Genomic DNA, 26,557 nt, shown 5'->3' on the forward strand with positions numbered 1-26,557 from the left:
GATGATCTGCTGGCCACTCAGACAGGGAATGTCCCGGCAGACCCGTAGTTTTGCGGCATGCGAATCACCGAAATCAATCCGGCGGATACCTGGGTCATTCGGCACAAGGTGATGTGGCCCGACCAGCCGCCCGCCTTTGTCCGGATTGCCGATGACGAGGCGGGCACACACTACGGGCTTTTTCTGGACGAAAAACTGGTGTCTGTCGTCTCCTGTTTTCAGTCCGGCAGGCAAATGCAGTTTCGGAAATTTGCTACCCTTCAGGAGTACCAGGGGCGGGGCTTCGGCACTCATCTTCTGACTTATGTGATCGACAAGGCCCGGCAGAACGGCGTTGCGCAGCTCTGGTGTCATGCCCGACGGGACAAAAAAGAATTTTACGAAAAATTCGGGCTGGCCGAGCCGCAGGAGCCGAACCGGTTTGTCCGGGCAGGACGGGAATACACGCGCATGGAGATGAGTTTGTGACCGGGGACTGGCATGCGGGTAAATACAGCAAACAAGACCACAGATATGGAATACTATAACCAGGTGTTCGGCCCGGGAACCGACCTGCCGGGCCAATGGGCGCAGCAGGATTTTGAGCAATGCACGTTCCGGAAACTTGAATTGACTGGAGTCAGTCTGTCGGGGGCCAACTTTACCGATTGCCATTTTGAAGAATGCAACCTGACCCGAATCCAGCTAAAAAACACCAAACTGGACGATGCCGTCTTTACGGGCTGCAACCTGAGCCACGTTGATTTCGGCGTGGTCAACGCTTTCGGATTTCGGGTGAGCTTCCGGGAATGCAAACTCGACTACACCGTTTTCCTGAACCGGAACCTAAAAAAAACGCGCTTCGACGATTGTTCTCTGCGGGAGGCTCATTTCCTGAAATGTGATATGGTCGGTGTGGTGTTCAATAACTGCAACCTTGAACTGGCCCGTTTTGGAGAGAACAACCTGTCGCAGGCCGACTTTTCCACTTCCTACAATCTTCGGATGGACCCGGACGACAACCGGCTCAGGAAAGCCAAATTCTCGATCCACAGCCTGCCGGGGTTGTTGGAAAAGTATGATTTGGTGGTGAAGACGGGGGAATAACAGTCCGTGAAAGACGTTGAACCGAAATGCATAAAAAAATAAAAAGCCACTGAAGTTCAGTGGCTTTTTTCGAGTAGCGGGAGCTGGACTCGAACCAGCGACCTTTGGGTTATGAGCCCAACGAGCTACCAACTGCTCCATCCCGCGATATTGTGAGTGCAAAAGTAGTAGTCTTTTTCGAAAATACAAACTACCTTTGTAAAAAATAAACACCCCTCTGCACAAAAAGTTTTGTCCGGAGGGGAGTTTTTTTCTGTAGTGACTGGTTATCAATTCAATGGAAATCTCTCCGGAAACATATAACGACAACCACAAAGCGGGATTTATTTCCATCGTCGGCAAGCCGAACGTCGGAAAATCGACGCTGATGAACCAACTGGTCGGCGAACGGCTGTCGATCATCACCTCGAAAGCCCAGACGACGCGCCACCGCATTATGGGCATCCTGAACGGCGTACACAACGGGCAGGAATTTCAGCTGGTGTATTCCGATACGCCGGGCATTATCAAGCCGCAGTACAAACTGCACGAATCCATGATGAGCTTCGTGCGCGGTTCAATCGAAGATGCCGACGTGATTCTTTTTGTGACGGACATCTTCGAAAAACACGACGAAGACGACGTTATTCAACGGCTGCAGCGGACGACGCACATCCCGGTTGTCCTGCTGATCAACAAGATCGATCAGGCAACCGAGGAGCAGGTGGCGGAGAAAATTGCCTACTGGCAGGAGCAGTTTCCGCAGGCGGCCGAAACGCTTCCCATTTCGGCCCTGCACGGCCAGCACATCGACCGGCTGTTTGAAGCCATTATTTCGCGCTTGCCCCAGCACCCGCCCTTTTTCCCCAAGGACGAACTGACCGACAAGCCCGAACGCTTTTTTGCGGCCGAGATGATCCGCGAGAAAATTTTTCTAAACTATAAAAAAGAAGTACCCTACAGCTGCGAAGTTGTGATTACGTCTTTCAAGGAAAAGGAAGACATGATCGTCGTCGCGGCCGAAATTCTGGTGGAACGCGCAACCCAGCGGGCCATCGTGATCGGTGACGGCGGCAAAATGATTAAAAAAACGGGCATCATGGCTCGCGAAGAACTCGAACGGTTCTTCGGCAAGAAAGTATTTCTGGAAACTTTTGTTAAAGTTGAGCCCGACTGGCGCAGCAAGGAACAAAGCCTGCGCCGGTTTGGGTATGAAGATTAGTTAATAAAGTCGCAAGCGGTCCGCCGCTTACGACTTACGAATGTATTATGGCAAATATCGTTGCAATTGTCGGCCGCCCGAACGTGGGCAAATCAACGCTGTTTAACCGCCTGGTTGAAGAGCGCAAGGCCATTATGGATAACCAGCCGGGTGTGACCCGCGACCGCCACTACGGCCATGCCGAATGGACGGACAAGTATTTTACGGTCATCGATACGGGCGGATACGTCGTGGGGTCGGATGACATTTTTGAGGAATCCATTCGGGAACAGGTGGAAATCGCCATCGAAGAAGCCTCCGTGCTGCTATTTATGGTCGATGCGGATACGGGCCTGACGGATCTGGACAAGGATTTTGCCAATGTCCTCCGCCGGTCGAAAAAGCCGGTTTTTCTGGTCGCCAACAAAGTCGAGTCACAGATTAAGCGCCAGACAGCCATGGCGGAGTTTTACAGCCTCGGTATGGGCGAAATTTATCCGATTTCGTCCATGACGGGCAGCGGCACCGGCGACCTCCTCGACGAGGTGGTGAAACACTTCTCGGCGGAAGGCATCGAAGACCCCGACGCCGGGGTTCCCCGCATCGCCATCATCGGACGGCCCAATGCCGGAAAATCGTCGTTCCTCAACGTGCTGACCGGGAAAGAGCGAAGCATCGTGACCGACATTGCCGGCACCACCCGCGATTCGATCGATACGCGCTACAAGGCGTTTGGCAAGGATTACATCCTGACCGACACCGCCGGAATCCGCCGGAAGGCAAAGGTGCACGACAATGTCGAATTTTACTCGGTCATGCGTTCGCTGAAGGCCATCGAGGAATCGGACGTGTGCGTGATGATGCTTGACGCCTCGCGCGGGCTGGAAGGCCAGGACCTGAGCATCATCGGTCAGGCGATCAAGGCGAAGAAAGGCGTGGTGCTGATGGTCAACAAGTGGGACCTGGTCGAGAAGGATTCCAAAACGGCGGATCGCTGGAAAAAGGAAATCAACCAGCGGCTGGCTCCGATCGATTACCTGCCGATCATTTTTGCCTCCGTCACCGAGAAGCAGCGCATTTTTCAGGTCATGGAAAAAGCGATGGAAGTCTACGAGAACAAGCACAAGAAGGTTCCGACTTCCAAACTGAACGATGCCATGCAGCCGGAAATCGAAGCGTACCCGCCCCCGGCCACCAAAGGAAAGCACATCAAGATCAAATACATGCTGCAGCTGCCCACGCCGTCGCCGACGTTCGTGTTTTTCTGCAACCTGCCGCAGTACATCAAAGAGTCGTATGAACGGTATCTGGAAAACAAACTTCGGGCCCACTTCGACTTTGATGGTGTTCCGCTGACGTTGTTTTTCAGGAAAAAATAAGGTCCATCCGCTGCTGTCGTCCGTCTGTCCGCCGCAGGAAGACGGACAACGGCAGCGGCCGGATGACGGTTGCCTATGCCCTCCCGCACTCATTACTGGATCGGCGCGCTGCTGGTGTTTCTGGCGGCGTTTTGTTTTGCGCTGAAAGGTGTGCTCATCAAGCTGGCTTATCGGTACGGAATCGATTCGGTCTCGCTGCTGACGTTGCGGATGGTCTTTGCGCTGCCGTTTTACGTTGTGATTGCCTTTCGGCTCGCCCGGACACAGCCTCCGCTGGCCCTGCGCGGCCGGGACTGGGCGTGGCTGGCCGTTCTGGGAATAACCGGGTATTACATCGCCAGCTTCCTCAACTTCCTGGGGCTGGTGTACATCACCGCCAGTCTCGAACGGATTATGCTGTTTGTGTACCCGACCTTTGTGCTTCTGCTGGGAGTTGTGCTCTACAAACGCCGGGTCACTGCTCTTCAGGGAATAGCCCTGCTCCTGACCTATTCCGGTATCCTGCTTGCCTTTCTGCCGCACCTCCACGACGAGAACCAGCGCGATCTGTTCCTGGGTGCCTTCTGGGTGATTCTGAGCGGGCTGGTCTACGCCGTTTATCTGGTTGGCAGCGACACGATGATTGCCAAAACCGGCGCCCAGCGGTACACCTGTTACGCGATGGTAGCCGCTACCGTCCCCGTGGTGCTTCACTGCGCCCTCGCCAACGGGCTGGATCTGTTCCATTTTCCGGCCCCCGTTTACGGGCTGTCGCTGCTGATGGCCATTCTGGTCACGGTGATTCCGACCTTTATGATTTCGGAAGGCATCAAACGGGTCGGGTCGGGCAACGCCTCCATCATCGCCAGCATCGGTCCTATCTTCACCATTGTGCTTTCGACTTCGCTGCTTGACGAGGTCATTTCCGGACATCAGTTTGTCGGAACGGCGCTGGTTTTACTGGGCGTTTTCCTGATCGGCTGGAAGGGCCGCAAGTAGGTTCTGCCAGTGCGTTTTCAGGTACTGCGTGACGGGTATATCCGCTTTTGCCCAATCCAGGTGCTCCAGCTCCCCGTTTCCTATCCAACGGTCCTGCGCATGTTCGGTCAGGACAACGGTCGCGGAGTCGGACAATAAACAGACAAAGGGAAGCAGCCGGATAACCCGGGTTTCCTCCTGGTGATCAAAGGTGGGCAGCTCCCGGACGACCCTGACCGACACGCTCAGTTCTTCGTTCAATTCCCTTTCGATGGCCGCGCTTGGCTCCTCACCTTCAATGACTTTACCGCCCGGGAACTCCCATTTGAGCGGCAGCGGCATTTGTTCGCTTCGCTGCGTGGCCAGTAGTTTCCCTTCTTTGTTAAAAATAATTCCGCAAACAACTAGGATGATATTCATCTATTAAGCTATTTGTATACGAATTAGATAGGCTAATACGTTGTCATTTATATATAGGATTGAAGCGTGTCCTTTTAATAAATAAATACTCACATTCAATCTATTACAATTTCCTTAAAAGGTATTTTGTTATACCTTTCCATATCACACCTCTAAATCTACCGGTAATATGAGTCAGGAGACGGTATTCGAAGACGAGAAAAAAATCGAACGAGCGGCATACGTGCTGAAGGCTGTGGCGCACCCGCTGCGCATCAAAATCATTCAAATGCTCAATGAGCACAAAGAACTCAATGTTTCAACCATTTACAAGAATCTGAACGCAGAACAGTCCCTGATTTCGCATCACCTGATCAACATGAGGGACAAGGGAATTCTGGAGATCCGCCGCAGTGGAAAGAACATATACTACTTTTTGGTCGATGGGGCCATCGCTGAGATAATCGAGTGCATCTATCGCAGCAAGGTACTAACGTAGAAAAAAAAGGAAGCCGGACCGGCTTCCTTTTTTTATGAGAACAATTCGCCGTCCCGGTAAGCGGGTACGATTCCCAGGTGCCGGTAAGCTTTTTCGGTTGCCTCCCGCCCCCGGGAGGTTCGCTTCAGATACCCTTCCTGAATGAGGAAGGGCTCGTACACTTCCTCGATCGTTTCCGCTTCGTCTCCGCAGGCCGTCGCAATGGTCGATATACCGACCGGGCCGCCTTTAAACTTCCCGATGATCGTCTGCAGAATGCGGTTGTCCATTTCATCCAGACCGTTCTGATCGACGTCCAGGGCTTTCAGCGCCATTTCAGCAATAGCGACCGTAATCACGCCGGTTCCCTTCACCTGGGCGAAGTCACGCGTCCGGCGGAGCAGGTTATTGGCAATACGCGGGGTGCCCCGGCTCCGGCGGGCGATTTCGAAGGCTCCGTCTTCGTCAATTGGCGTATTCAAAATGGCCGCCGACCGTTTGACGATGGACGTCAGCAGGGCCGCATCGTAGTATTCCAGGCGGGCGTTAATCCCGAAGCGGGCCCGCAGCGGCGACGTGAGCAGACCGGCCCGCGTCGTAGCGCCAATGAGTGTGAACGGATTCAGTTTGATCTGTACCGTCCGGGCATTCGGACCCGAATCGAGCATGATGTCGATTTTATAGTCCTCCATCGCCGAATACAGGTACTCTTCCACGACGGGATTCAACCGGTGGATTTCGTCAATAAACAGGACGTCGTTTTCGCCAAGGTTGGTCAGCAGGCCGGCCAGATCGCTGGGCTTATCAAGCACTGGCCCGGAGGTCATCTTGATGCTGGCGTTCAGTTCGTTGGCGATGATGTGCGAGAGTGTCGTTTTTCCCAAACCCGGAGGGCCGTGCAGCAGAACATGGTCGAGGGCTTCGCCCCGCTGGGTGGCGGCCATGACGAAAATCCGGAGATTTTCCAGCACCTTCGCCTGGCCCGTAAAGTCCTCAAACGATAGCGGCCGAAGCGCCCGTTCGATTTCTTTTTCCGTCGGCGTCAGGCTTTCGGCCGAACCTTTCAAATAGTCTTTGCGCATGGTTTTATCTGAGTAGCAGCGTGGCGAAGTGGCAGGGCTGCAAAGCGACGTCCGTCCGATTGTATTTTTCTTCGTCACTTTGCGGCTCTGCCACTGCCGGGCTATTTACCCAAATTTAAGAAAAAAACCGCAAAAATACTATTACCGAATCAGCAAAACTGAGCCCCGGCGCAGCACCGGCGGGCGTTCCGGATAATAAAAACTTTTGTACGAAACCGTGTAGGCATACACCATCGGAGGGTACTTTTCGCCCCGGTACATGCCGTCCCATTTCTGCTCCGGATCGCGGGAGACAAAGATGACTTCGCCCCAGCGATTATAGATTTTGAGCTCAAATTCGACCACGTATGCGTGGAAGATATCCAGGAAGTCGTTGCTGCCGTCGCCGTTGGGTGTAAAGGCATCCGGAACCACCACCCGGGGTTCGCAGAGGTCCAGCACCTGCGCCGTATCCTGGGCCGTACAGCCGACGTCGTTGGTAATAGCCACCGCATAGTCACCAATGCGGCTCACCGTGATGGAAGGCGTCGTTTCGTTTGCATTACGCCACAGATACGTCAGACGCTGGCTGTTGGTCGTCGGCGTGACCCGGACGGTAGCAATCTGGTTGTCGCCCACACAAAGCGGAACGGGGGTTGTCAGCGTATACAGCGGCAGCGGCTTGAACGTAATCTGTACGGTATCGCTCACCGAACAGGCTCCCACCAGCGCCGTTACGGAATACGGTCCGGAGGCCTGCGGACGGATGGAGGCCGTCGTCGAGCCATTCGACCACTGGTAGGTAGCCGTATTACCGGCATTGACCCGCAGTTGCAGATCCGGCGTCGGGCAGAGCGTCGTGTCCGGGCCGAGGCTGATGGTCGGCGGCCGCTGGAGGAAGATCACCTTCCGGTCGGTATTGACACAACCGGCCTGATTAACCGTGTACGTCAGTACCAGCGGCGTGGTCCCGATCAGGCTGTCGGCGGGCGTGAATCGGCCCGTACTGTCGACGCCGCGGCCACTCCAGACCCCTCCGACGGGCGTCTGCCCGGTGAGGCGGAACGTGCGCTGGTTGGTACAGACGTCGATCGGCGGCCCTACTTCCACTTCCGGCCTTGAGATAAACGAGATCGTCACTTCGTCGGAGCCGCGGCAACCCGAAATCTGGTTGACGATGGTAAGTCGGTACGTACCCGGCTGTCGGACCTCCAGCGTAGGCGTGGTGGCGCCGGTACTCCACAGGAACACGTCGCCCTGCTGTCGTCGGGTGAGGGATTGCAAAAGCGCGGTATCCCCGATGCATCTCCCGCGATCCGGCCCGAGGTTAACAAAACCCGTGGTGTCGGACTGCAACTGGAAGCTGGTATCGGTCACACAACTGTTCTGGCCCGTAATCCGGACGCGGTAAAGTCCGTTGGCGAGATTCCGGATGGTGTTCGTCGTATCCGACGGTGCTCCGGCGGGCGCTCCGGTGCTGGTTGTCCAGTCGAAGCGGCGGGCTCCGGTTACGGTCAGGCTAATGGTGCCGTCGGCTACGGTGCAACTGCTTGGCGGAGTCCTCTGCAAGCCCGTTACGACGGGCGACGGGCGGGAAGCGACCCGGATGGTGTCCCGGTTTTCGCAGCCCTGTGCATTTTTCACCAATACGGAATAGGTACCCACCTGGTTGACCGTAATGTCGCGCGTGGTCTGTCCGTTACTCCACTGGTAGCTTTCCCAGGAAGCACCACGAGCGGACAGGACTACCGAGCTTTTGGCACAAAAAGTGGTATCCGGACCGAGACTGAAGGCGGGCGGGCGACGCAGAATGACATTGATCGTATCTGTCTGATAACAGCCGCCATTAGCCGCGATAACGATAAACTGCCCTGGAGTTACTCCGTTGGACCCTGCCGCCCCCGGAGTAAACACGGTCAGGGTGCGCCCGGTTTGTCCCCTCAACAACCTTCGATTTCGGTACCAGTAATATTCTGTGGCGTCTACCCCTGCATCCAGCGTAACGCTGGTCCGGCAACTGTCGAAATCCGCCCCAAGATCAATCTCGTCCGGTTTGCGCACGATCTGGATTTGCTGGCTGATGAGCGTGTCTTTACAAACGCTGCCGTCCGAACGCAGGGTGGTAATTTTGAGGCTAACCGTATAGCGGCCCGGCTGCTGGTAAGTATGCTGCACCTGATTGGCCGTGGTTGATACGGGAGCGGTGTTGTCGCCGTAATTCCAGACGTACTGGTCTTTCAGAGGGTCGCAACGGGGAGAAGTCGAGAAGGTCGTTGGCTCCCCGGCGCAGGTATCGGCATAACTGAAAGCCGGACTGTTGGACGGTTCATTGAAGTTTGCCACAAAACTGGGTAGTCCCAACTGGCTGGTCTTCCCGCCCAGACTGACGCCGTTGGGCGTAAAGGTCGCCCCGGCCAGCACTTCATCGTTTGGATTATCGATTACGCCCAGCGAACTGCCGTCCTTAATAGCAACGTAAATTCGCCCGTCCGAACCGATTTGCAGCGCCCCGTATTCCCGGGTTCGGGTGCTGTCGAGCACGGAGCGCGAATCGGTGATGGCCTGGGCATCATTTCGACTTATGTCGTAACTGATAATCATGGAAGCCGTTGTATCGGCGCCCGGCCCGTCTCCTTTGCGGTAAGAGATGTACATCTTCTGCCCGTTCGGCGAGAATTCAACGCCGTAGGCATAGGGCGGGACCGGCCCGAGATCGACCCGGGGACCGGCCGTGAGCGTACCCGTCGAATCGTTGAACGTATATAATTCAACGTAATTGTTGGGCGGCCCCGGCACAACCATCGCTACCGGACGGTTCCCGTTGCCCGACGTGTCGGCCGGGCCGATTTTCAGATACCCTTCGCCCTGCGCCGGATCGGTTTGTTCGGGTCCTAACTGATAGGTTCGGGGGTCCGACAGGCCAGCGGGCGTCATGTGGTAGACCCGGAAAGTGTTGTTTCCAAAATCCCGCGTCAGCACCCAGTAGGTCGTGTCACGGTCGTTGCGCACGGAAGCCAGACGTTCGGAGCTGACCGGAGCCAGCGGAACATTCCGCTGAACGACCATCCCTTTGCCCCCGTTTCGGCGCATGTCCACGACGGAGTACGTCAGCGTCTTGGTTCCCTGAATGTCCGAGGTGGTATAGACGTGGTATAGATATTCGCAACCTTTACAAACGGGCTGGGGAACAATCAGGGCCGATTGAGACGAGTTGGGACTACCGCCCAGACTGCCCGAATCCGCCGGATTCAGGAAGCGCATGCGGTTGCCGTCCCGGTCGTAAATCACGATCCCGTCGGTGTAGAACTGCAGTTTTCCCTTGCTGTTGGAGATCGAGGAGGTCCCTTCCGGCGTGTTGATTTTCGAATCGTCGATGGGACGGGGCGAGCCACCGCCGGAGAAATCCAGCCCGGCATTGTTCCCGAAATACCACTTGGCGCCCTGCGACTGCGGCTGTTCACCGCAGACTTTTACGTTGATCTTGTCTTCGTACGTACACCCGTTGGGCATAATCACCTGCACGGAATAACAGCCGGAACTGTCTACGGTAAGCGTTTGGGTGGTGTCGCCTTTGGGATACCAAAGAAACTTGGCTCCGGCCGGTTTGCCCTGCGGATACGGATCGAGGACAATGCTCTGCTGCTGACAGATCATCGTATCGTTCCGCCAGTTCTGAAAAGCCGGGGGAGGCATGTCAATCTGAATAGTCGTATCGACGGGCGCCTGGGCCACGCCGTTCACGGTCCGGACCAGGCTCACCAGATACTGGCCGGGCTGCGTAAACAGGTTTTTTACAACCGCTTCCTGGGTTGTCACGGGGGCGCCGCCTGCTCCGAAGGTCCACTGACGGCTGTCGGCGGGGCGGGTGTCACGAAATACGGTGGAATCCGTCTTGCACGTTGGGTCTGGAGAACAGAGACGACCGGAAACGAGTATTCCTGTACCTACCTGTGCCTGAACGCGACCAAATACAAGCGCCGCGCAAAGCAACATTGCCCACCTAAACCACTTCACAAATCTAGTATTGGTCGTCATTCGCTGTTGAGAAGAACCGGTTATGCTTCACCTATCTTATTTTCAAGCATGCATAACAGAAAAGGTGAGCGCTACGTTATTTAGAACGAAATCGTTACCGTAAAATTTTATCGATTACGATTGCAAAACACTTCCCTCCTGTTACCTTTAATTGGGTTCTGATTACTTACCGATACGCATCTTTCGAGGAATTTGTTTCGGTAATAAAATCGGTACTGATACTGAAAATAGCTATAAATATGTTAAAACGTTACGGTCTGATCTTGATGGGATGGCTGATGCTGGGAGTTGCTCAGGCTCAGGACCCTCAATTCTCGCAGTTTTATGCAGCCCCACTTTATCTGAACCCCGCTTTTGCCGGTTCGGCGCTGGCTCCGCGCGTTACCCTTAATTACCGGAACCAGTGGCCCGCCGTCACCAATTACGTAACGTCGATGGTTGGCGTTGACCACCATTTCGAAAAATACAACAGCGGCGTCGGCCTGATGCTGATGAACGACAACCAGGGACAGGGTCGGCTGCGCTCGACGGAGATCGCCGCTCAGTACTCCTACCAGCTTCAGGTTGGCGAAGCGTCGTACCTCCGGCTGGGCGTTCAGGGGTCGTACGTCAACCGGACCGTCAATTACTTTGGGCTTACCTTCGGCGATCAATACAACAACGGCGGCTTTACCGGCAGCCCTACCACCGACCCCGTCGTGGTCAACGGGCTTCCCAAAGTTCAGTACATGGACTTTGCGACGGGCGGTCTGCTCTTCTCCGACTGGTACTGGGTTGGCTTCGCGGCGCACCACATCAACCGGCCCAGCCAATCGTTCACGGCCGGCGACAATACCCGTCTGGCCATGAAAGGCAGTCTGCACATGGGCCTACGCATTCCGATTCTGGGCTTTACGGGTCTGGCCGACGAGCTGGACCGCGAAAAATCGTTTTCTCCGGCCATCAACTACCGTTTTCAGGGAAAATACGACCAGCTGGACCTGGGCGCTTACCTGACCTATTCGCCGATGGTGCTGGGAATGTGGTACCGGGGAATCCCGCTGAAGAAGTACGCGCCGGACATCAACAACCACGACGCGGCCGTGGTGCTGGTCGGCTACCGGCAGGATAATTTTTCGATTGGCTACAGCTACGACGCTACCATTTCGTCCCTGGGGCTGGGAAGCGGCGGGTCACACGAGATTTCGCTTTCGTATACTTTCGAGAACTGGCCGCCCCGCCGCGCCAGCCGACCCAAGAACAAACGCGCGCTCTCCTGCCCGAAATTTTAACGTATCCACGGACGGGCCACCGCTGCGGCTTTAGCCCGTAATAGAACTAAAATGTGAAAGAGGCTGAAGTCTAAATGGCTTCAGCCTCTTTCACGTTTACAGATTCTTCACCACCAACTGCACCGTATACCGGCTTTTCTGCTCCAGCAGCATCCGTTTCCCGGTCAGCACCCGGTCGATGGTCGCCTCGTCGTAGTAGCGGATCGTAATCAGTTCAAGACCTTCGTTGTAGGTCACCCGGAAGTCTTCCTTCAGACGCTCAAGCAGGGCAGGCACCTTATCCGGCTTATTGTCGATTGACACCGAGAAGCTGATAGCCGTGTTCTGCATCAGGTTGATGCGTACGCCCATGTCCGCGAAAACGCCAAAAATCCGGCTCAGGTTATCTTCGGCGATAAACGAGAAGTCGCGGGGGTGCAGCGAAATCAGCATCTGGTCCATTTTGAAAATGAACGACGGCACGCGCAGGTGGTCCGTGAAAGGGCCGATCACCGTTCCTCTGGCGTCCGGATTGACAAACGAACGGACCCAGAGCGGAATATTTTTGTTCTGAAGCGGCTTGATGGTTTTGGGGTGAATGACCGTTGCCCCGTAATACGCCAGTTCGATGGCGTCCTGGTAGCTTAACTGCTCGATCAGCACCGTTTCATCAAACCACTTGGGATCGGCGTTCAGTACGCCCGGAACGTCCTTCCAGATGGTCACGCCTTTAGCATTGAGGCAGTGGGCGAAGATGGCGGCCGAGTAATCAGAGCCTTCCCGGCCCAGCGTGGTCGTTTCGCCGTGGGTGGTGCCGCCGACAAAGCCCTGCGTGATGACGACACTGCCGTGCAGCAGATCGAGCAGCGTCTGCTCGATGAAAGTGCAGGTCCGGTCCCACCGCACATTGCCTTCCCGGAACGAATTGTCCGTCCGGATCAGCCGCCGGGCGTCTACCCAGATCGAGTCCAGTCCGGTGGCATTCAGGTAGGCATTGACAATCTGGGTCGAAATTACCTCGCCAAACGACACCAGCTGGTCATACACCAGGTCGGGGTTTGCGTCCGGTTCGTCTTCCAGAATGGCCTCGACCGCCGCAAACGAGTCGTAAACCGAGCCGAAATCCAGTCCCTGCTCGCCCGCGGCCAGCTCCTGCATGATGCTTTCGTGGTAATTCCTGACCTGCTGCCAGAACCGCTGCTGCGCTTCTTCGTCCCGGCGGAGGTACGCCCAGGTAAGTTCTTCCAGCGCATTGGTTGTTTTGCCCATAGCCGATACCACCACGACAAGTTTTCTGGCTGGCTCCCGGCGAATGATAGTCGATACGTTACGAACACTGGCGGCATCTTTTACCGAAGCACCGCCGAATTTGAATACCTGCATTCCTGTTATGAGAAAAATAAAAACGCGGATGACGCGGATCAAGCGGACATTCGCGAAAAGAATCTGCGAAAATCCGGTTAATCCGCGTTAACCGCGTTCCAATCAATCGATTTTATGCCATAACGGCCGAGCCGCCGGCATACGCCAGTTCGCGGACCGCCCGGGCGATGCCTTCGGGGTCAAAACCGCACTCGCGGTGCAGTTCGATCTGTTCGCCATGTTCCACGATGGCGTCGGGAATACCCAGGCGCTTCATGCGGGCGCTGTACCCCTGATCGGCCATAAACTCCACCACGGCACTGCCGAAACCGCCCACCAGACAGCCATCTTCCACCGTCACCACGCTGGAGTACCGGCTGAAGATTTCGTGCAGCATGGCTTCGTCCAGCGGCTTGACAAACCGCATGTCGTAATGCGCCGGGCCAAGCCCCTCCTTTTCGAGCAGTTCGCAGGCTTTAACGGCGTAGTTGCCGATTGGCCCGATGGTCAGAATGGCGACCTCCCGGCCATCCCGCACCTTGCGGCCTTTGCCAATTTCAATTTTTTCGAGCGGTGTGCGCCAGTTCGGCATGACCCCCTCACCGCGGGGATACCGAATGGTAAAGGCCTGCTTACCCGCCTGCACCTCCTCCGACTGGGCCGTAAACATCATGTTGCGCAGTTCCTGCTCGTTCATGGGCGAGGCCACAATCATGTTCGGAATGCAGCGCATGAAGGCGATGTCGTAGGCTCCGTGGTGCGTCGGGCCATCGGCGCCGGCAAAACCGGCCCGGTCCAGGCAGAACACCACCGGCAGTTCCTGAATGCAGACGTCGTGAATCACCTGGTCGTAAGCCCGCTGCATGAACGTTGAGTAGATGTTGCAGAAAACGACCTGCTTCTGCGTTGCCATACCCGCCGAAAACGTCACGGCATGCTGTTCGGCGATGCCTACGTCGAAAGCCCGGTCCGGCATGGCTTTCATCATGATGTTCATGGACGAGCCGGACGGCATGGCGGGCGTCACCCCGACAATCTTCGGGTTCTGCTCGGCCAGTTCCACCAGCGTATGGCCAAACACGTCCTGATATTTGGGCGGCTGCGGCTTTTCGTAGACTTTCTTTTTGATTTCGCCCGTCACTTTGTCGAACAGACCCGGCGCGTGCCATTTGGTCTGGTCTTTTTCGGCGGGGCCGTACCCTTTGCCTTTTACCGTCACGCAATGGAGCAGTTTCGGGCCGGGAATATGTTTGAGGTCTTCCAGAACGCTGGTCAGGTGGTCGATGTCGTGACCGTCGATCGGACCAAAATACCGCAGGTGCAGCGACTCGAAGAGGTTGCTCTGCTTCAGCAGCGACGCTTTCAGCCCGGATTCGATCTTGGAAACGATCTCCTGCGCCGACTTCCCGAAGGAGCTCATTTTGCCGAGCAGGTTCCAGACCTCATCCTTCACCTTGTTGTAGGTATGCGACGTGGTAATATCGGTCAGGTATTCGCGCAGCGCCCCCACGTTCGGGTCGATGGACATGCAGTTGTCGTTGAGGACAATGAGCAGGTTGGTGTCCGTCGCTCCGGCATGGTTCATGCCTTCAAAAGCCAGACCGGCGGTCATGGCTCCGTCGCCGATCACGGCGATGTGGTGGCGGTTCTCGTGACCATCCAGCTGCGCAGCCACGGCCATGCCAAGGGCGGCCGAAATGGAGGTGGAGGAGTGGCCCACGCCGAACGAGTCATACGGACTTTCCTTGCGTTTGGGAAACCCGGACAACCCGTGGTAAAACCGGTTGGTGTGAAAAGTATCGCGACGGCCCGTCAGTATTTTGTGTCCGTAAGCCTGGTGGCCTACGTCCCAAACCAGCTGGTCATCGGGCGTATTGAAGATATAATGCAGGGCAACGGTCAGTTCCACCACGCCAAGACTGGCTCCGAAATGACCGCCGTAGACCGATACATTGTCAATGATAAACTGTCGTAGTTCGTTGCAAACTTGCGGCAGGTCCGTACGATTAATTTTTCGCAGGTCGTCCGGTGAGTTAATCGTGGCGAGTAACTTGCCAGGGGTGATCAACATAGTCGGTTGATTTGGATGAGGTACTTCCTAAAACAAACTTTCTTCATTAATGTTTTATGTGGTCGGTTTCAGGAAGTTTTAAAGCACAAAGTTAGGGGTTTATGGCATAAAAAATCCCGCAGACGAGAGCAGATTTACGCAGCAGTCTCTTGCAGAAATGCTATTCTGCGTCCATCCGGCGTGGAAATCTGCCTTCGTTTGCGAGAAAAGGGAAATATCAGTTTCGCTGGCTCGCCCGGAAAAGTTTCTGCTTTTCTTCACGGGTCAGGCTTTCGTATCCCGAACGCGAGATTTTGTCCAAGATTGCATCAATTTCGTCCTGATCCGGAACGGAAGCAGTGGTCGATGCGGCTGCCGAAGTATACGTGGCGGCGTGGGCGCTGGCCCCGCTGCGCTGCCGTTGTGTCACCCGGACGGGCGGCTTTTTCCGGAAAAGTCCCTGCCAGGTATCCATGATCCAGTACAGCGGCTGGCCGATATCGGTTCCGTTCTGCAGCAGCTTGATGAATACGAATCCGAGCAGGGCGCCTCCCAGGTGGGAAAGCTCACCCCCGGCATTCGGCCCGATCGACCGGGCGAGCGACAGAACGATGTAGAAAAACGTGATGTATTTGATCCGGACCGGTCCGAAGAAAAGCAGGTGGAACGTGTAGTTGGGCAGAAGAGTGGAAGCGCCGACGGCCACGGCGAAGGTTGCGGCCGAAGCACCGATCATACCGGACCCCGCCACCTTGGCCTGGAAGTACGGCATCAGGTTGTAGATGCCCATGTAAGCCAGCCCGCCGATCAGACCGCCCAGCATGTACAGCGCTACCAGCCGCCGACTGCCGAGGTATTCGTCTACCAGCCGGCCAAACCAGTACAGAAACAGCATGTTGAACAGGATATGAAACACGTCCACATGCGTGAAGTAGTACGTAATCAGGGTCCAGGGCTTCTGAACGAACTCCGGCAGATAAGCCGACAGTTGAAACTGGTTCAACACCAGGTTATAAACTCCCGATGTTTGCGACAGCGTAGTGACCACCTGCAATACCAGGAGCAGCAGGAAAATGATCGTATTGATTAATATCAGCTGCACCAACGTGTTGTTGGGCTTATTGAATTCGCTCCGGAAATCATCGAACAGGCCGCTCATCACTAATAAAATTTATTTCGTTGTGTACCCCAATACCGGACAAGCAGGTAGGCAAAGAGCATTCCTCCGATATGGGCGAAGTGGGCCACATTGGAGTCGTGTGCTTTGTATACGCCTGAGTAAATCTCATATGCACCATAGAACGCAACCAGGTATTTAGCCTTGATGGGAATCGGCGGAAACAACAGGAAAAGTTCGGTATTTGGAAATAATAATCCAAACGCCATGAGTATCCCGAAAATTGCCCCCGAGGCTCCTACCATTGGTACATTAACTTGCTCTTGATAGCTGCTGTTTACAAGATTTAAAACATTTCTTCCCAACTCCCCGCTACCGGGGTTTTGCTCATAGGCAGTGAGCAGCGATTCGTACCGAACAAACAGGTCCGGCGCGAAGCGGTCGAGGTAATTAATGACCACATCGGGCGCCAGATTTTCCTGCACAATGGCCAGCGCATCGCGTACCTGACTCATTTCGTAGTAGTTAACCAGCGAAAAAAGTAACCCGGCTCCGATTCCCGTAAAAAAGTAAAAAATCGTAAACCGCTTGCTTCCCCAAACCTCCTCCAGCCTTGGACCGAAGAAAAACAGCCCGAGCATATTACTGAATATGTGCCCAAACCCAGCATGCAGAAACATGTGCGTCACTAACTGATGGGGCTTGAACAGCGGAGACAGAAAAGAGTGCAGGCCAAAGGTGTCGATCAGGCTGATTCCCGCAGCTGAAACAAAAAACAGGCCGATATTCAACAGCAGAATCGTCCTGACGACCGGCGTAAGCATCATAAATTTCTATCGTTTTATCCCAAAAAAACAAATTTAAGCACCAAACAAGCCTGCAATCTTATCCAACGCCAGAACCGTGGTAATCGGCTCGCCTCCCGGCGTGTAACCGGGATTGCTGGAGGCAAACAACTGATCCACCAGCGCCTTCATTTCGGCCGTCGTCAAACGGGTCAGATGACGGCTGGCCGTCCGCCGGGCCAGCGAACGGGCCAGCACTTCCGCCCGCTCCAGTTTCAGCCGGCCGGTGTCTTCCCGCAACTGCGCCAGCAGACCGGCAAAAAGCTCTTCCTCATTCTCCTCGACCGATAGCGCCGGAACGCCCCGGATGATGAACACATTCGGCCCGAACTCTTCAAAAACAAACCCGAGGCTCGTCAGTTCGTGCTGCAGTTCCAGCGCCATCCCGAAATCAGCGGGCGATACCGTCACCGTTTTCGGAAACAGCAGCTGCTGCGAAGCTCCGTCGCGGCGGGTCAGCGACGCGTGCAGCTGGTCGTACAGAATCCGCTCGTAGGCGCCCCGCTGGTCGATGACCATCAGACCGGACTTCACCGTAGAGAGAATGTACCGGTTGTGCACCTGCAACATCGACTGAATGGCCTCTCCCGATACGGGATGGGCGGCCAGGTTGTTGGCCCGGCTGCCCATCGTCACGGAAGCGGGTGCCGTTCCGGTTTCGTCAAAAACGGGGAGTTCCGGTTTGACCGGCGCCGGTTCTGGACTCTCAAAGCCCGTAAACAAAGCCTGCCAGTTCTGGGTCGACTGCCGCCGCGGCAGGGGCGCATCCGGCACCGGGCGATTGGCGCCCGAACGCTCCGTGCGGGTCGGCTCCGGCATCGACCAGGACGGCTCGACCGGACGCGGTCCGCCAGCCGGGCCGGAGCGGGAAATGCCTTCGTCGGGTTCTGCCGAACGTTTCCCCGGTGAGCCAACGGGCAGGAAATTGACGTTCGAGTCGAAGTCGAGTGACGGACTCAGGTTGTAGATTCCTACGGCCTTCCGCACGGCAGCCATCACGATGGCGTACACCGACCGCTCGTCATCAAATTTGATTTCGGTTTTGGTCGGGTGAATGTTGATGTCAATATGCGAGGGATCGATGTCGATGAAAAGCACATAAAACGGGTGCGTTCCGTCGGCGATCGTTCCTTCATAAGCCCCTACCACCGCGTGATGCAGGTAGTTGTGCTTGATGAACCGCGAATTGACGAAGAAAAACTGCTCGCCTCTCGTCTTGCGGGCAAATTCCGGCTTCCCGATATACCCGCGGACTTTCACGTAGGGCGTTTCTTCCTCACAGAAGGCAAGTTGTTCGCGGTAAGGCTTCCCAAACAGGTCCACAATCCGCCGGCTGAGTTTGCCGCTGGCCAGATTGTACACCTCCGAATCGTTATGATAAAGCGAAAAGGCCACCTCCGGATTCGCCAGCGCGACCCGCTGAAACTCGTCGAGGATGTGCCGCATTTCCACCGAATTGGACTTAAGAAAGTTCCGCCGGGCCGGTACGTTAAAAAACAGGTTCTTGACCAGGATGTTTGTTCCGGGCAGGCACGAAATCGACTCCTGTGTTTTGAGTTCGGAGCCTTCCAGCCGGATGAGCGTCCCGAGTTCCTCCGTCGAACGGCGGGTCCGCATCTCCACCTGCGCCACGGCCCCGATCGAAGCCATCGCCTCGCCCCGGAAACCCATCGTCCGGATGCGGAACAGGTCGTCCGACGTCCGGATTTTCGAAGTGGCGTGGCGTTCGAAGCACATGCGGGCGTCGGTCTCCGACATGCCGGTGCCATCGTCGATGACCTGAATCAGCGTTTTACCCGCTTCCCGGATAATCACCTGAACCGACCGGGCCTGCGCATCCACCGAGTTTTCGAGCAATTCCTTAACCACAGAAGCCGGCCGCTGCACAACCTCCCCGGCCGCAATCTGGTTGGCGATCGAGTCCGGGAGCAGTTGAATTATATTTAACATAGTTGGATTTATCCGATAAACCGGGTCTCAAATTAGCTTAACAAAGTAACATTTTTTTAGAAGAACAGGTCCCACTTTTGGGCTATATTTTGTAACCTTTCAAATCATTTCGTTCATTTACTTGTTTTAGTATAAATCTAATTTTAAATTTGAATTAACTCATACAAGGAAAAGGTAATCCAGAAGCAACGGAATCGGGGGGCGCCACGTCCTTGTATCAGCTCTCTAACCCAATGACGCAGATGAGAAATGCTAAACTTTACATGGTCCTGCAGTGGCTGTTTTTTCTGCCGCTGATTTTGCCGGTTTGTCTCATTTTCGGAGCCATTCAAGGGGCTATTCAGATGACGGAGCGGATTATCAATCAGTTCCTGACCGACGTTTCGGCTTCCAAGCCTTCTTCATTTACCTACCAGCAGGAAGAGTCGCTCCTCTGAGCGGCTGCCGCTAACGGAAAAGAGGACAGCTTATGCAGCCATCCTCTCCTTTTGTATGTCCGGACTGGTTTCAGTAGATGAAATCCAGGTTCTTGTCTTTGTACTCTTCATCATCAAGTTCCAGAAACTCTTCCCAGAACGGATCGTTGGGCACTCCTGCCTTACAGATCAGCGGTTCTTTTTTCACCGGGTGGACAAAATACAACCGCCGGGCGTGAAGGTTGATGCTGCCGTTCTGGTTGGCGCGCGGGTGGCCGTACTTCACGTCGCCGCGGATGGGGCAGCCCATGCTCGCCAGCTGCACCCGGATCTGGTGCGGCCGCCCCGTAATGGGTTCCACCTCGATGAGGTAGTGGTCGTTGATTCTACCCAGGAGGCGGTAGTTCAGCTCAGCTTTCTGCGAACCGGGCACTTCATACTCGTGCGCCTTGACGGTATTGCTGTTCTCGTCCTTCACCAGGTAATGAACCAGCTTGCCGCGCTCCTTCTCGGGTTTCCGGTGTGAAACGGCCCAATACGTTTTCTGCACCTGCCGCTTCCGGAAAATTTCGTTCATCCGCTCCAGCGCCTTCGAGGTCCGGGCAAAAACCACCAGACCGCTTACGGGACGGTCGAGGCGGTGAACCGTGCCGAGGAACACGTCGCCGGGTTTGTTGTATTTCTCCCGGATATAATCCTTGACCAAATCCGAAAGCGTCACGTCGCCCGTCCGGTCGCCCTGGACCAGCACGCCGGGTTCTTTATTGACCACAATGAGGTGGTTGTCTTCATACACCACCACGTACCCTTTACTATTCTTCTTCTTCATCATAACTATTCTTCACGCTTCCGCCCCCTTAAGAACAAACGAAACCTGTAATTGTCAGTAGTTTAACCTCAATACGCCTCGTTTTCGTTCGGGAAAGAGCGTCCTTTTACATCGTCCACGTAATTTCCGATGGCGTCCGTCATGACCGAATGCAGATCGGCGTAACGGCGCAGGAAACGGGGTTTAAAATCTTTGGTAATCCCCAGCAGATCATGCAGTACAAGAATCTGGCCATCTGCGTCCGGTCCGGCACCAATGCCGATGGTCGGAATGGTCAGGCTCTGCGACACCTGCCGGGTGAGGGTGGCGGGGATTTTTTCCAGCACGACGCTGAAACAGCCTATTTCTTCCAGCATCCGGGCATCATCAATGAGCTTCTGGGCTTCGGCTTCTTCTTTGGCCCGCACGGTATAGGTCCCAAATTTATAAATCGACTGCGGCGTCAGACCCAGATGCCCCATCACCGGAACACCGGCGCTCAGCACCCGGATGATCGACTCCCGGATTTCGAGTCCGCCTTCCATTTTTACGGCATGGGCTCCCGACTCTTTCATAATCCGGATCGCCGACCGCAGCGCCTCAGACGAGTTGCCCTGGTACGAGCCAAACGGCAAATCCACCACCACCAGCGCCCGTTTGACCGCCCGCACCACCGACTGGGCGTGGTAGATCATCTGGTCCAGCGTGATGGGCAGGGTAGTTTCGTGTCCGGCCATGACGTTGGAGGCCGAATCGCCCACCAGAATGATTTCCACACCCGCGGCATCCACGATCCGGGCCATAGAAAAATCGTAGGCGGTGAGGGCCGAAATTTTTTCGCCTTTATTTTTCAGTTCCTGAATAACGTGGGTAGTAACGCGCTTGATATCGGGATTATGAACGGACATGCCTTGGAGTAGTTGACGGTAATGGGTAATAAAAAACCCGTTCGCTACGGATTGTAACGAATGAGTCTGACAAAGTTACGGTAAAATTCTTAGCGGGGAATGAGCCAGGGCTCCGGGTTGAGGCGACTGGTGTTTTTCCAAATCTGAAACTGCACTTCGGAAACGCCGTCCTTGTCCGTGGCAACGGTGCCGATCGGCTCCCGGGCTTTTACTTTCTGCCCGACCTGTACCGACACGTTTCTCAATTTGGCATAGACCGTGTAATAATCGCCGTGCTGAATGGCTACAATGTTGTTCATGCCCGTCACATAGGTTGTGTACTGGACCACGCCATCATAAACCGACCGCACCGTCTCGCCGGAACCCGTCTGAATGTCGATGCCCTGGTTCTCCACGTAAACGCCCCTCAGCACGGGGTGGGGCTTGCGGCCATAGTGGTCCGAGACAAATCCACGTGAAACAGGCCACGGCAGACGGTTGCGCGAAGCGGCAAAAGACGACGCCAGGGCTACTTCGGCTTCGTTCATCCCCGAGGCCGAACGGGGCGCTTCCGTCTTGCGGGTCTCTGCCACGGCCGGTTCTGCCGGTCGGGCTTCGGATTCGGCCGGTTTGGCGGCTGGAGCGGCATCCGACGCTTTTTCGGCCGCTTTTTCGCGGGCAGCGGCGGCCAGCGCTTTCTCGCGGGCGATTCGTTCCCGTTCGGCGCGTTCGCGGGCCAGACGGGCCAGCCGTTCGCGCTCGGCCCGCTCCCGGATTTCGCGGCGAATCATGTCGGTAATGGCCGATTCGAGTTGGTTGATGGCCTGGCGGCTGGCGGCCAGTTCTGTCCGGAGGTCAATTTCTTTCTGGCTTAGTTCCTGGGCGACCCGGTTCTTCTCGCCTTTCAGCGTTTCGAGCCGTTTGGTTTCTTCCAGACTGGCCGTCAGGGTCGATTGCTGCTGTTTCTTTTTGCGCTCGGTGGCTTCGCGCTTGCTCAGCAGTTCGCCCTGCACTTTTTCGATCTGCCGAACCTGGCTCTCGCGGGCTTCGGAGTACTGCTGCAAATACCGGTACCGGGCCACCAGCTGGTTGAAGCTATTGGCCGAAAACAGAAAGCCCAGCGGATTGACCTGCTGACGCCGTTTGTCGGCCTGGTAGATCATGTCCGCGTATTCTTTCTTCATGTCCTGAAGATCGCCCTGGAGTTTTTCGCTGGTCTGACGCAATTCCCGGATTTCGGAGTTCATCAGGGTGACGTCTTCCTTGAGCAGGTTGATGCGTTTGCCCTGCGTTTTTATTTCCTGGTCAAGGGCTTTCAACTGGCCGAGGGTGGCCCGTTTCTGGGAGGTCGTCTGCCGCAGGATGGTCCGGATCTGCGACATTTTTTCGAGGTTCTGCTTTTTTTCCTTTTCAAGCTGCTGACGGCTGCGCGTCTGGGCCAGCACGGTCGAAAGAGCCGTCAGGCCAAGGCAGCAGAGCAGCAGGAGAAAGCCTTTCCAGAAGACACGATATCGCTTTGACTGTTGACAAGTTACCTGCACCTGAATCCTACGCTTTAGCACTAACCACAAACCATTTTCCACGCCTGTCGCTGTCAACGGCGTTCGTACTTTGCCGGGATACTGAACGGGAAGCCCGGATTTTTGTCGGTAAGTTCGACTTTATTATGCCGTATTTCCAGTACGGTCTGGTAAAATTGGCCATCCGCCCCCGATTTGTAATCGACTTTCACCAGACTGGTATACGGAAAGAGGAAGTTATTCAATACCGTAAAATCCTCATAATCAAGCGTAAGCGTGTTCTTTGTCGGCTGCTCGACGACCAGCAGTTTTTTGAGCTTACGGTTTGCTTCTCCAATGTAGTTTTCGACCCGTACCTTGCCCTCATCCTGCCGAAGCAGCAACAGATCTTTTTCATTCTTGATCTTCTGCGCCGGTTCTCTGGGCAGCGGGAGATTTCCGACAATCAGGGACTGAAGCAGGTCGTAGGTCAGGTTGAAGTTGAACCGGCGGCTCAGGGTTGGGTAGTCGAAGACGGAGTACTCCCGGTGAATCCGGTCCACAATCACAATCGAATCCGGCGTAATGAGCGCACGGGCGCCTTCAATACCGGCCACCGTCATGGACAGCCACATCAGGCTATCGTTCCGGATGCGCAGGTTGACGTTGGCATTGTTGATATCCTGTTCCTTGCTTTTAAACGAAACCTTGGATTTGGCCGTCAGGTACCTGAAATCAATCTGATCCACATTCTGCCGGGGGTCAACCGACGGAGGTACCGGGGCGGCCGCTACGGTGTCGGGTTTGCTAACCGGCGGTGCCACCGCCATCGTATCGGCCACGCTGGGCGAGGGAGGAGCGTTGCGCATGATTTTGCGTCTTCGACAACCTTCCGAGTTGAGTAATACGATAATGCACAGCAGCCCGGCCCAAAATCTATTCATAAATTCGTCCTGTAGCGATTTTTTTGTCCAGCCGGTCGCTGGTTTCGCCTTTTTGTTTTGCTTTTTTCCACTGTTCCACTGCCTTCTCGCGTTCGCCCAGCTGGAAGAGGACATCGCCGTAATGTTCCAGAATGGTTCCGCTCACGCCTTTGGGGTCCTGCAGGGCTTTTTCCAGAAACGTCCGGGCTTTGGTATAGTCCTTCATGACGTACAGCACCCAGGCATGGGTGTCCAGATACGTAGCGTTTGTCTGGTGCCGTTCCACCAATCGTTCGGACAATTGCAGGGCCAGCGGCAGCTTTTGTTTCCGCAAAGAAAGGAAATAGCTGTAATTGTTGAGCACATGCTCGTAATTCGGGTCCGACTTCAGCACCAGTTCGTAGGCTTCGTCCGAACGGGCATGGTCGCCCAGGCCATTGAATGCATCTCCCAGCTGGGCATTGACGGCCAGCAGCAGCGAGGCGGTCTGTTCGCTGGCCGCAGCACCGAGCAGCCGTCGGGCTTCTTCCAGCGCCGAGACGGCCTCCTGGTAATTTCGTTTGGCCAAATGGGCATTGCCGCTGGAGTACCAGAAAAGTCCCTGATTCGGGAAAATCTCCAGTGCCTGCTCCGAATGGGCCAGCAGACTGTCCATCTGGTTGAGTTCGCTATCGAGCTGAATAATGGCGCCCCACACTTCAAAAATGGATTTATCCTGCCGGGCGGCCCGCATGTAGTAGTCCCGAGCCTCCGCTTTTTTGTTCTGCTGCATCAGCAGGTCGGCATAGATGATCTGGGAACGGGGATCGGCCGGATGGGCTTTGGCTAATTCGCCCGCCAGTTTCATGGCGTTTTGCTTCGCATTCTCGTCCTTGCCCGCCATGTTGACGTAGCTCGACAGAATACGGGCTTTGGATTCTGCTTCGAGGTTCGGATTGCTGAAGACGTAATTCAGCTCCTGGCTTGTCCGCTGAAGGTCGCCCTTGCGCCGGTACAGTTCGGCCAGCATCACGTGCGCCTGGGGCAGTTCGGGGTTGATTTTCAGGGCTTTTTCGAGCCAGCCGATGGCCTGTTCGTTCCGGGCGTTGGAGATGAGCAGTTCGGCGCCTTCGAGCAGGTAGTCCGTTTCGCCCGGCTCGGAGGCCACCAGTTTCTCGGCTTCTTCAATGGCTTTGTCGAGGCGGTTCTGCTTGAGGTAGATGCGCTGCTTCTGCCGGCTGATCTCTTCGTTCATGCCGAGGGCCTTCTCGACCCGGTCGTACATGGCCAGGGCTTTGTCCGGCTTGTCATCGAAGAGGTAAATCGCCGCCAGTTCGACGCCGTATTCCATGTTGTCCGGACTGCGCTGGATCAATTCTTCGTAGAGTTTTTCGGCATCGGCATAGCGTTTCTGTTTGACGTAGAGTTCGGCCAGCTGGAGGACATAAAATTTATTGGCTCCGCCGCTCATCTGCACGGCCTTGACGGCGTGGGGGAGGGCCTCGGCGGTTTTTCCCTGCTTCAGAAAGGCCGTTGCCAGCGCAAAGTAGGCCGCCGGATTCTGGGGATACAGCTGGATTACCTTTTCAAACTGCGGAACAGCTTTGGCGGGCTCGTCCATCATCATGTATTTCATGCCGTCGGTGAAGATCGATTCTTCCACGCCATGCACAGCAGTATCTTTTTCGGTCTGCGCTTTTCGCCGTTGCGCGTCCGCAGGCAGGGCCAGGCAGCACGCCAGCCCAAAAGCTGCCGCCAGCAGCCTGCCACTCATTCGGTATGCCACCGGGGTCGTCATACGTCCTCTGTTTCTGATAATGGAAATCCGCCAGCGCGGTTACTCTTATTCAAACGTCAGCCCGGTGGGACTATTGTTTGGCTATCCGAAGCGGTCTCTACAAAGATACGGTAGAAACCAAATGTCCTGAAATACCAACAGTACCTCAGGACAATTTACGTCGGCTTTGTATCGGAAACAACGGTTTAGCCTTTCAGATTTTTCAGATAGGCAATGCTCATCGGCACCTGCGTTCCTTCCTTGTTGCTTTCATCTTCAATGAAGTAGTGCTGAATACCCGCTTTTTTGGCGGCTTTCAGAATCGCCGGAATGTCAATCTGGCCTTCGCCGAGGACGACGTCGTTTTCCGGGGCCGTGCCGCCGGTCAGGTCGCCTTTGATGCCTTTTTTCATGTCCTTCAGGTGCATCAGCTTCCAGCGGCTGCCGTATTTGTTGAGGAGGGCAACCGGGTCGGCTCCGCCATGCTGGGCCCAGAAGATGTCCAGTTCGAAGGAAACGTATTCAGGATTCGTATTTTTGACCATGTAGTCAAAAAGCGTCCCGTTTTCGTGGGGCTGAAATTCGTAGCCGTGGTTGTGGTAGCAGAACGTGATTCCGTTGTCTTTCAGCACTTTTCCGACCCGGTTAAAATCCTCGACCGCCTTCTGCGCCGTTTTCAGATCGAAATTTCCCTTCTGGTGCGGAATCCAGGCGACCATGACGTAGGAAGCGCCCAGGTCTTTGGCCTTCTGCACCACGGCCATCGGGTCTTTGGTGATTTCCTCGTACCCCGCGCCGGTCGCCGGAATGCGGATATTCCGCTCTTTCAGCAGTTTTTTGAATTCGTCCGCCGCCATGCCTTTGGGCACGCCTCCTTCCATTTCGGTGATGCCCAGTTTCTGGATGGTATCGAGCGTCGCGACCACGTTTTTGGGAAACCAGTTCCGGTACGTGTACGCCTGAACACCGATGGGAAAAGTATAAAGTCCTTTACGGGCCTGGGCTCCCACCGGATTGACGCCGAGGACCATGAATAAAGCGAGGAGGCAGAGCAGTTTGCGCATCATCAGGAAAGGATAGGGTTTGTTTTCCGTAAAGAGCAGACGGCTCCGGTTCTAC

22 protein-coding genes and 1 tRNA gene are annotated in these 26,557 nt (G+C 55.4%); 8 read left to right on the forward strand and 15 right to left on the reverse strand.

The window, feature by feature from the left end; translation table 11 throughout:
• The first annotated feature begins 57 nt into the window (after positions 1 to 57).
• Positions 58 to 468 (forward strand): GNAT family N-acetyltransferase, encoded by a 411-nt coding sequence (locus ORG26_RS11320; RefSeq protein WP_266369205.1) that lies wholly within the window; start codon positions 58 to 60, stop codon positions 466 to 468.
• A 45-nt stretch (positions 469 to 513) separates the two neighbouring features.
• Positions 514 to 1,086, forward strand: coding sequence for a pentapeptide repeat-containing protein (locus tag ORG26_RS11325; RefSeq protein ID WP_266369206.1), 573 nt, complete (start codon positions 514 to 516; stop codon positions 1,084 to 1,086).
• A 74-nt stretch (positions 1,087 to 1,160) separates the two neighbouring features.
• On the opposite strand, the gene ORG26_RS11330 is transcribed toward ORG26_RS11325, so the two are convergent.
• Positions 1,161 to 1,233: transfer RNA gene (locus ORG26_RS11330), tRNA-Met, on the reverse strand.
• 130 nt (positions 1,234 to 1,363) lie between these two features.
• On the opposite strand from ORG26_RS11330, the gene era reads away from it, so the two are divergent.
• The 3 genes from era to ORG26_RS11345 all read left to right on the forward strand — a co-directional run bounded on the left by era (position 1,364) and on the right by ORG26_RS11345 (position 4,623).
• Complete coding sequence (gene era / locus ORG26_RS11335; RefSeq protein WP_266369207.1) at positions 1,364 to 2,287, forward strand: GTPase Era; 924 nt, start codon at positions 1,364 to 1,366, stop codon at positions 2,285 to 2,287.
• Between the two features lie 47 nt (positions 2,288 to 2,334).
• Positions 2,335 to 3,645, forward strand: a complete 1,311-nt coding sequence (der, locus tag ORG26_RS11340) for a ribosome biogenesis GTPase Der (RefSeq protein ID WP_266369208.1) — start codon at positions 2,335 to 2,337, stop codon at positions 3,643 to 3,645.
• Between the two features lie 75 nt (positions 3,646 to 3,720).
• Positions 3,721 to 4,623 (forward strand): DMT family transporter, encoded by a 903-nt coding sequence (locus ORG26_RS11345; protein WP_266369209.1) that lies wholly within the window; start codon positions 3,721 to 3,723, stop codon positions 4,621 to 4,623.
• Here ORG26_RS11345 and ORG26_RS11350 read toward each other — a convergent pair.
• Positions 4,582 to 5,022 (reverse strand): (deoxy)nucleoside triphosphate pyrophosphohydrolase, encoded by a 441-nt coding sequence (locus ORG26_RS11350; protein WP_266369210.1) that lies wholly within the window; start codon positions 5,020 to 5,022, stop codon positions 4,582 to 4,584. The genes ORG26_RS11345 and ORG26_RS11350 overlap by 42 nt on opposite strands.
• Positions 5,023 to 5,191: 169 nt before the next feature.
• On the opposite strand from ORG26_RS11350, the gene ORG26_RS11355 reads away from it, so the two are divergent.
• A complete protein-coding gene (locus ORG26_RS11355) occupies positions 5,192 to 5,500 on the forward strand; it encodes an ArsR/SmtB family transcription factor (protein ID WP_266369211.1) in 309 nt (102 codons plus the stop codon).
• 32 nt (positions 5,501 to 5,532) lie between these two features.
• Here the strand turns inward: ORG26_RS11355 and ruvB are convergent, their stop codons facing one another.
• Positions 5,533 to 6,561: a Holliday junction branch migration DNA helicase RuvB gene (gene ruvB, locus ORG26_RS11360; RefSeq protein WP_266369212.1), complete on the reverse strand. Its 1,029-nt coding sequence runs from the start codon at positions 6,559 to 6,561 to the stop codon at positions 5,533 to 5,535.
• A gap of 141 nt (positions 6,562 to 6,702) precedes the next feature.
• The gene (locus ORG26_RS11365; RefSeq protein ID WP_266369213.1) at positions 6,703 to 10,356 is read right to left on the reverse strand and encodes a T9SS type B sorting domain-containing protein; all 3,654 of its coding nucleotides are present in this window, start codon (positions 10,354 to 10,356) and stop codon (positions 6,703 to 6,705) included.
• A gap of 458 nt (positions 10,357 to 10,814) precedes the next feature.
• Here ORG26_RS11365 and ORG26_RS11370 point away from each other — a divergent pair, with 458 nt between their 5' ends.
• Positions 10,815 to 11,846 carry a PorP/SprF family type IX secretion system membrane protein gene (locus ORG26_RS11370; RefSeq protein WP_266369214.1) on the forward strand — a complete coding sequence of 344 codons (1,032 nt, stop codon included), beginning with the start codon at positions 10,815 to 10,817 and terminating at the stop codon, positions 11,844 to 11,846.
• A 96-nt stretch (positions 11,847 to 11,942) separates the two neighbouring features.
• Here the strand turns inward: ORG26_RS11370 and ORG26_RS11375 are convergent, their stop codons facing one another.
• The 5 genes from ORG26_RS11375 to mutL all read right to left on the reverse strand — a co-directional run bounded on the left by ORG26_RS11375 (position 11,943) and on the right by mutL (position 19,149).
• The gene (locus ORG26_RS11375; protein ID WP_266369215.1) at positions 11,943 to 13,208 is read right to left on the reverse strand and encodes an aspartate kinase; all 1,266 of its coding nucleotides are present in this window, start codon (positions 13,206 to 13,208) and stop codon (positions 11,943 to 11,945) included.
• A 112-nt stretch (positions 13,209 to 13,320) separates the two neighbouring features.
• Complete coding sequence (dxs, locus tag ORG26_RS11380) at positions 13,321 to 15,258, reverse strand: 1-deoxy-D-xylulose-5-phosphate synthase (protein WP_266369217.1); 1,938 nt, start codon at positions 15,256 to 15,258, stop codon at positions 13,321 to 13,323.
• Positions 15,259 to 15,475: 217 nt separating this feature from the next.
• On the reverse strand, positions 15,476 to 16,396 hold the full coding sequence (locus ORG26_RS11385; RefSeq protein ID WP_266369219.1) for a rhomboid family intramembrane serine protease: 921 nt from the start codon (positions 16,394 to 16,396) through the stop codon (positions 15,476 to 15,478).
• A gap of 2 nt (positions 16,397 to 16,398) precedes the next feature.
• Entirely contained in the window at positions 16,399 to 17,178 is a 780-nt protein-coding gene (locus tag ORG26_RS11390) for a rhomboid family intramembrane serine protease (RefSeq protein ID WP_266369377.1), read from the reverse strand.
• A 36-nt stretch (positions 17,179 to 17,214) separates the two neighbouring features.
• Positions 17,215 to 19,149, reverse strand: coding sequence for a DNA mismatch repair endonuclease MutL (gene mutL / locus ORG26_RS11395; RefSeq protein ID WP_266369221.1), 1,935 nt, complete (start codon positions 19,147 to 19,149; stop codon positions 17,215 to 17,217).
• 242 nt (positions 19,150 to 19,391) lie between these two features.
• Between mutL and ORG26_RS11400 the strand changes: the two genes are divergently transcribed.
• Entirely contained in the window at positions 19,392 to 19,586 is a 195-nt protein-coding gene (locus ORG26_RS11400; protein WP_266369222.1) for a hypothetical protein, read from the forward strand.
• A 70-nt stretch (positions 19,587 to 19,656) separates the two neighbouring features.
• Here ORG26_RS11400 and ORG26_RS11405 read toward each other — a convergent pair whose 3' ends face one another.
• From ORG26_RS11405 to ORG26_RS11430, 6 genes are all read right to left on the reverse strand, one after another.
• The gene (locus tag ORG26_RS11405) at positions 19,657 to 20,397 is read right to left on the reverse strand and encodes an RluA family pseudouridine synthase (RefSeq protein ID WP_323134420.1); all 741 of its coding nucleotides are present in this window, start codon (positions 20,395 to 20,397) and stop codon (positions 19,657 to 19,659) included.
• Positions 20,398 to 20,462: 65 nt separating this feature from the next.
• Positions 20,463 to 21,281: a 3-methyl-2-oxobutanoate hydroxymethyltransferase gene (gene panB, locus ORG26_RS11410; RefSeq protein WP_266369224.1), complete on the reverse strand. Its 819-nt coding sequence runs from the start codon at positions 21,279 to 21,281 to the stop codon at positions 20,463 to 20,465.
• A gap of 89 nt (positions 21,282 to 21,370) precedes the next feature.
• Complete coding sequence (locus tag ORG26_RS11415) at positions 21,371 to 22,822, reverse strand: murein hydrolase activator EnvC family protein (protein WP_323134421.1); 1,452 nt, start codon at positions 22,820 to 22,822, stop codon at positions 21,371 to 21,373.
• 32 nt (positions 22,823 to 22,854) lie between these two features.
• Complete coding sequence (locus tag ORG26_RS11420; protein ID WP_323134422.1) at positions 22,855 to 23,628, reverse strand: lipoprotein insertase outer membrane protein LolB1; 774 nt, start codon at positions 23,626 to 23,628, stop codon at positions 22,855 to 22,857.
• A gap of 67 nt (positions 23,629 to 23,695) precedes the next feature.
• Positions 23,696 to 25,435, reverse strand: coding sequence for a tetratricopeptide repeat protein (locus tag ORG26_RS11425; protein WP_266369226.1), 1,740 nt, complete (start codon positions 25,433 to 25,435; stop codon positions 23,696 to 23,698).
• Between the two features lie 209 nt (positions 25,436 to 25,644).
• The gene (locus ORG26_RS11430; protein ID WP_266369382.1) at positions 25,645 to 26,502 is read right to left on the reverse strand and encodes a sugar phosphate isomerase/epimerase family protein; all 858 of its coding nucleotides are present in this window, start codon (positions 26,500 to 26,502) and stop codon (positions 25,645 to 25,647) included.
• Positions 26,503 to 26,557 lie beyond the last annotated feature (55 nt).

Origin of the sequence: Tellurirhabdus rosea (genome assembly GCF_026278345.1) — a bacterium.
GTDB classification, from domain to species: Bacteria; Bacteroidota; Bacteroidia; order Cytophagales; family Spirosomataceae; genus Tellurirhabdus; species Tellurirhabdus rosea.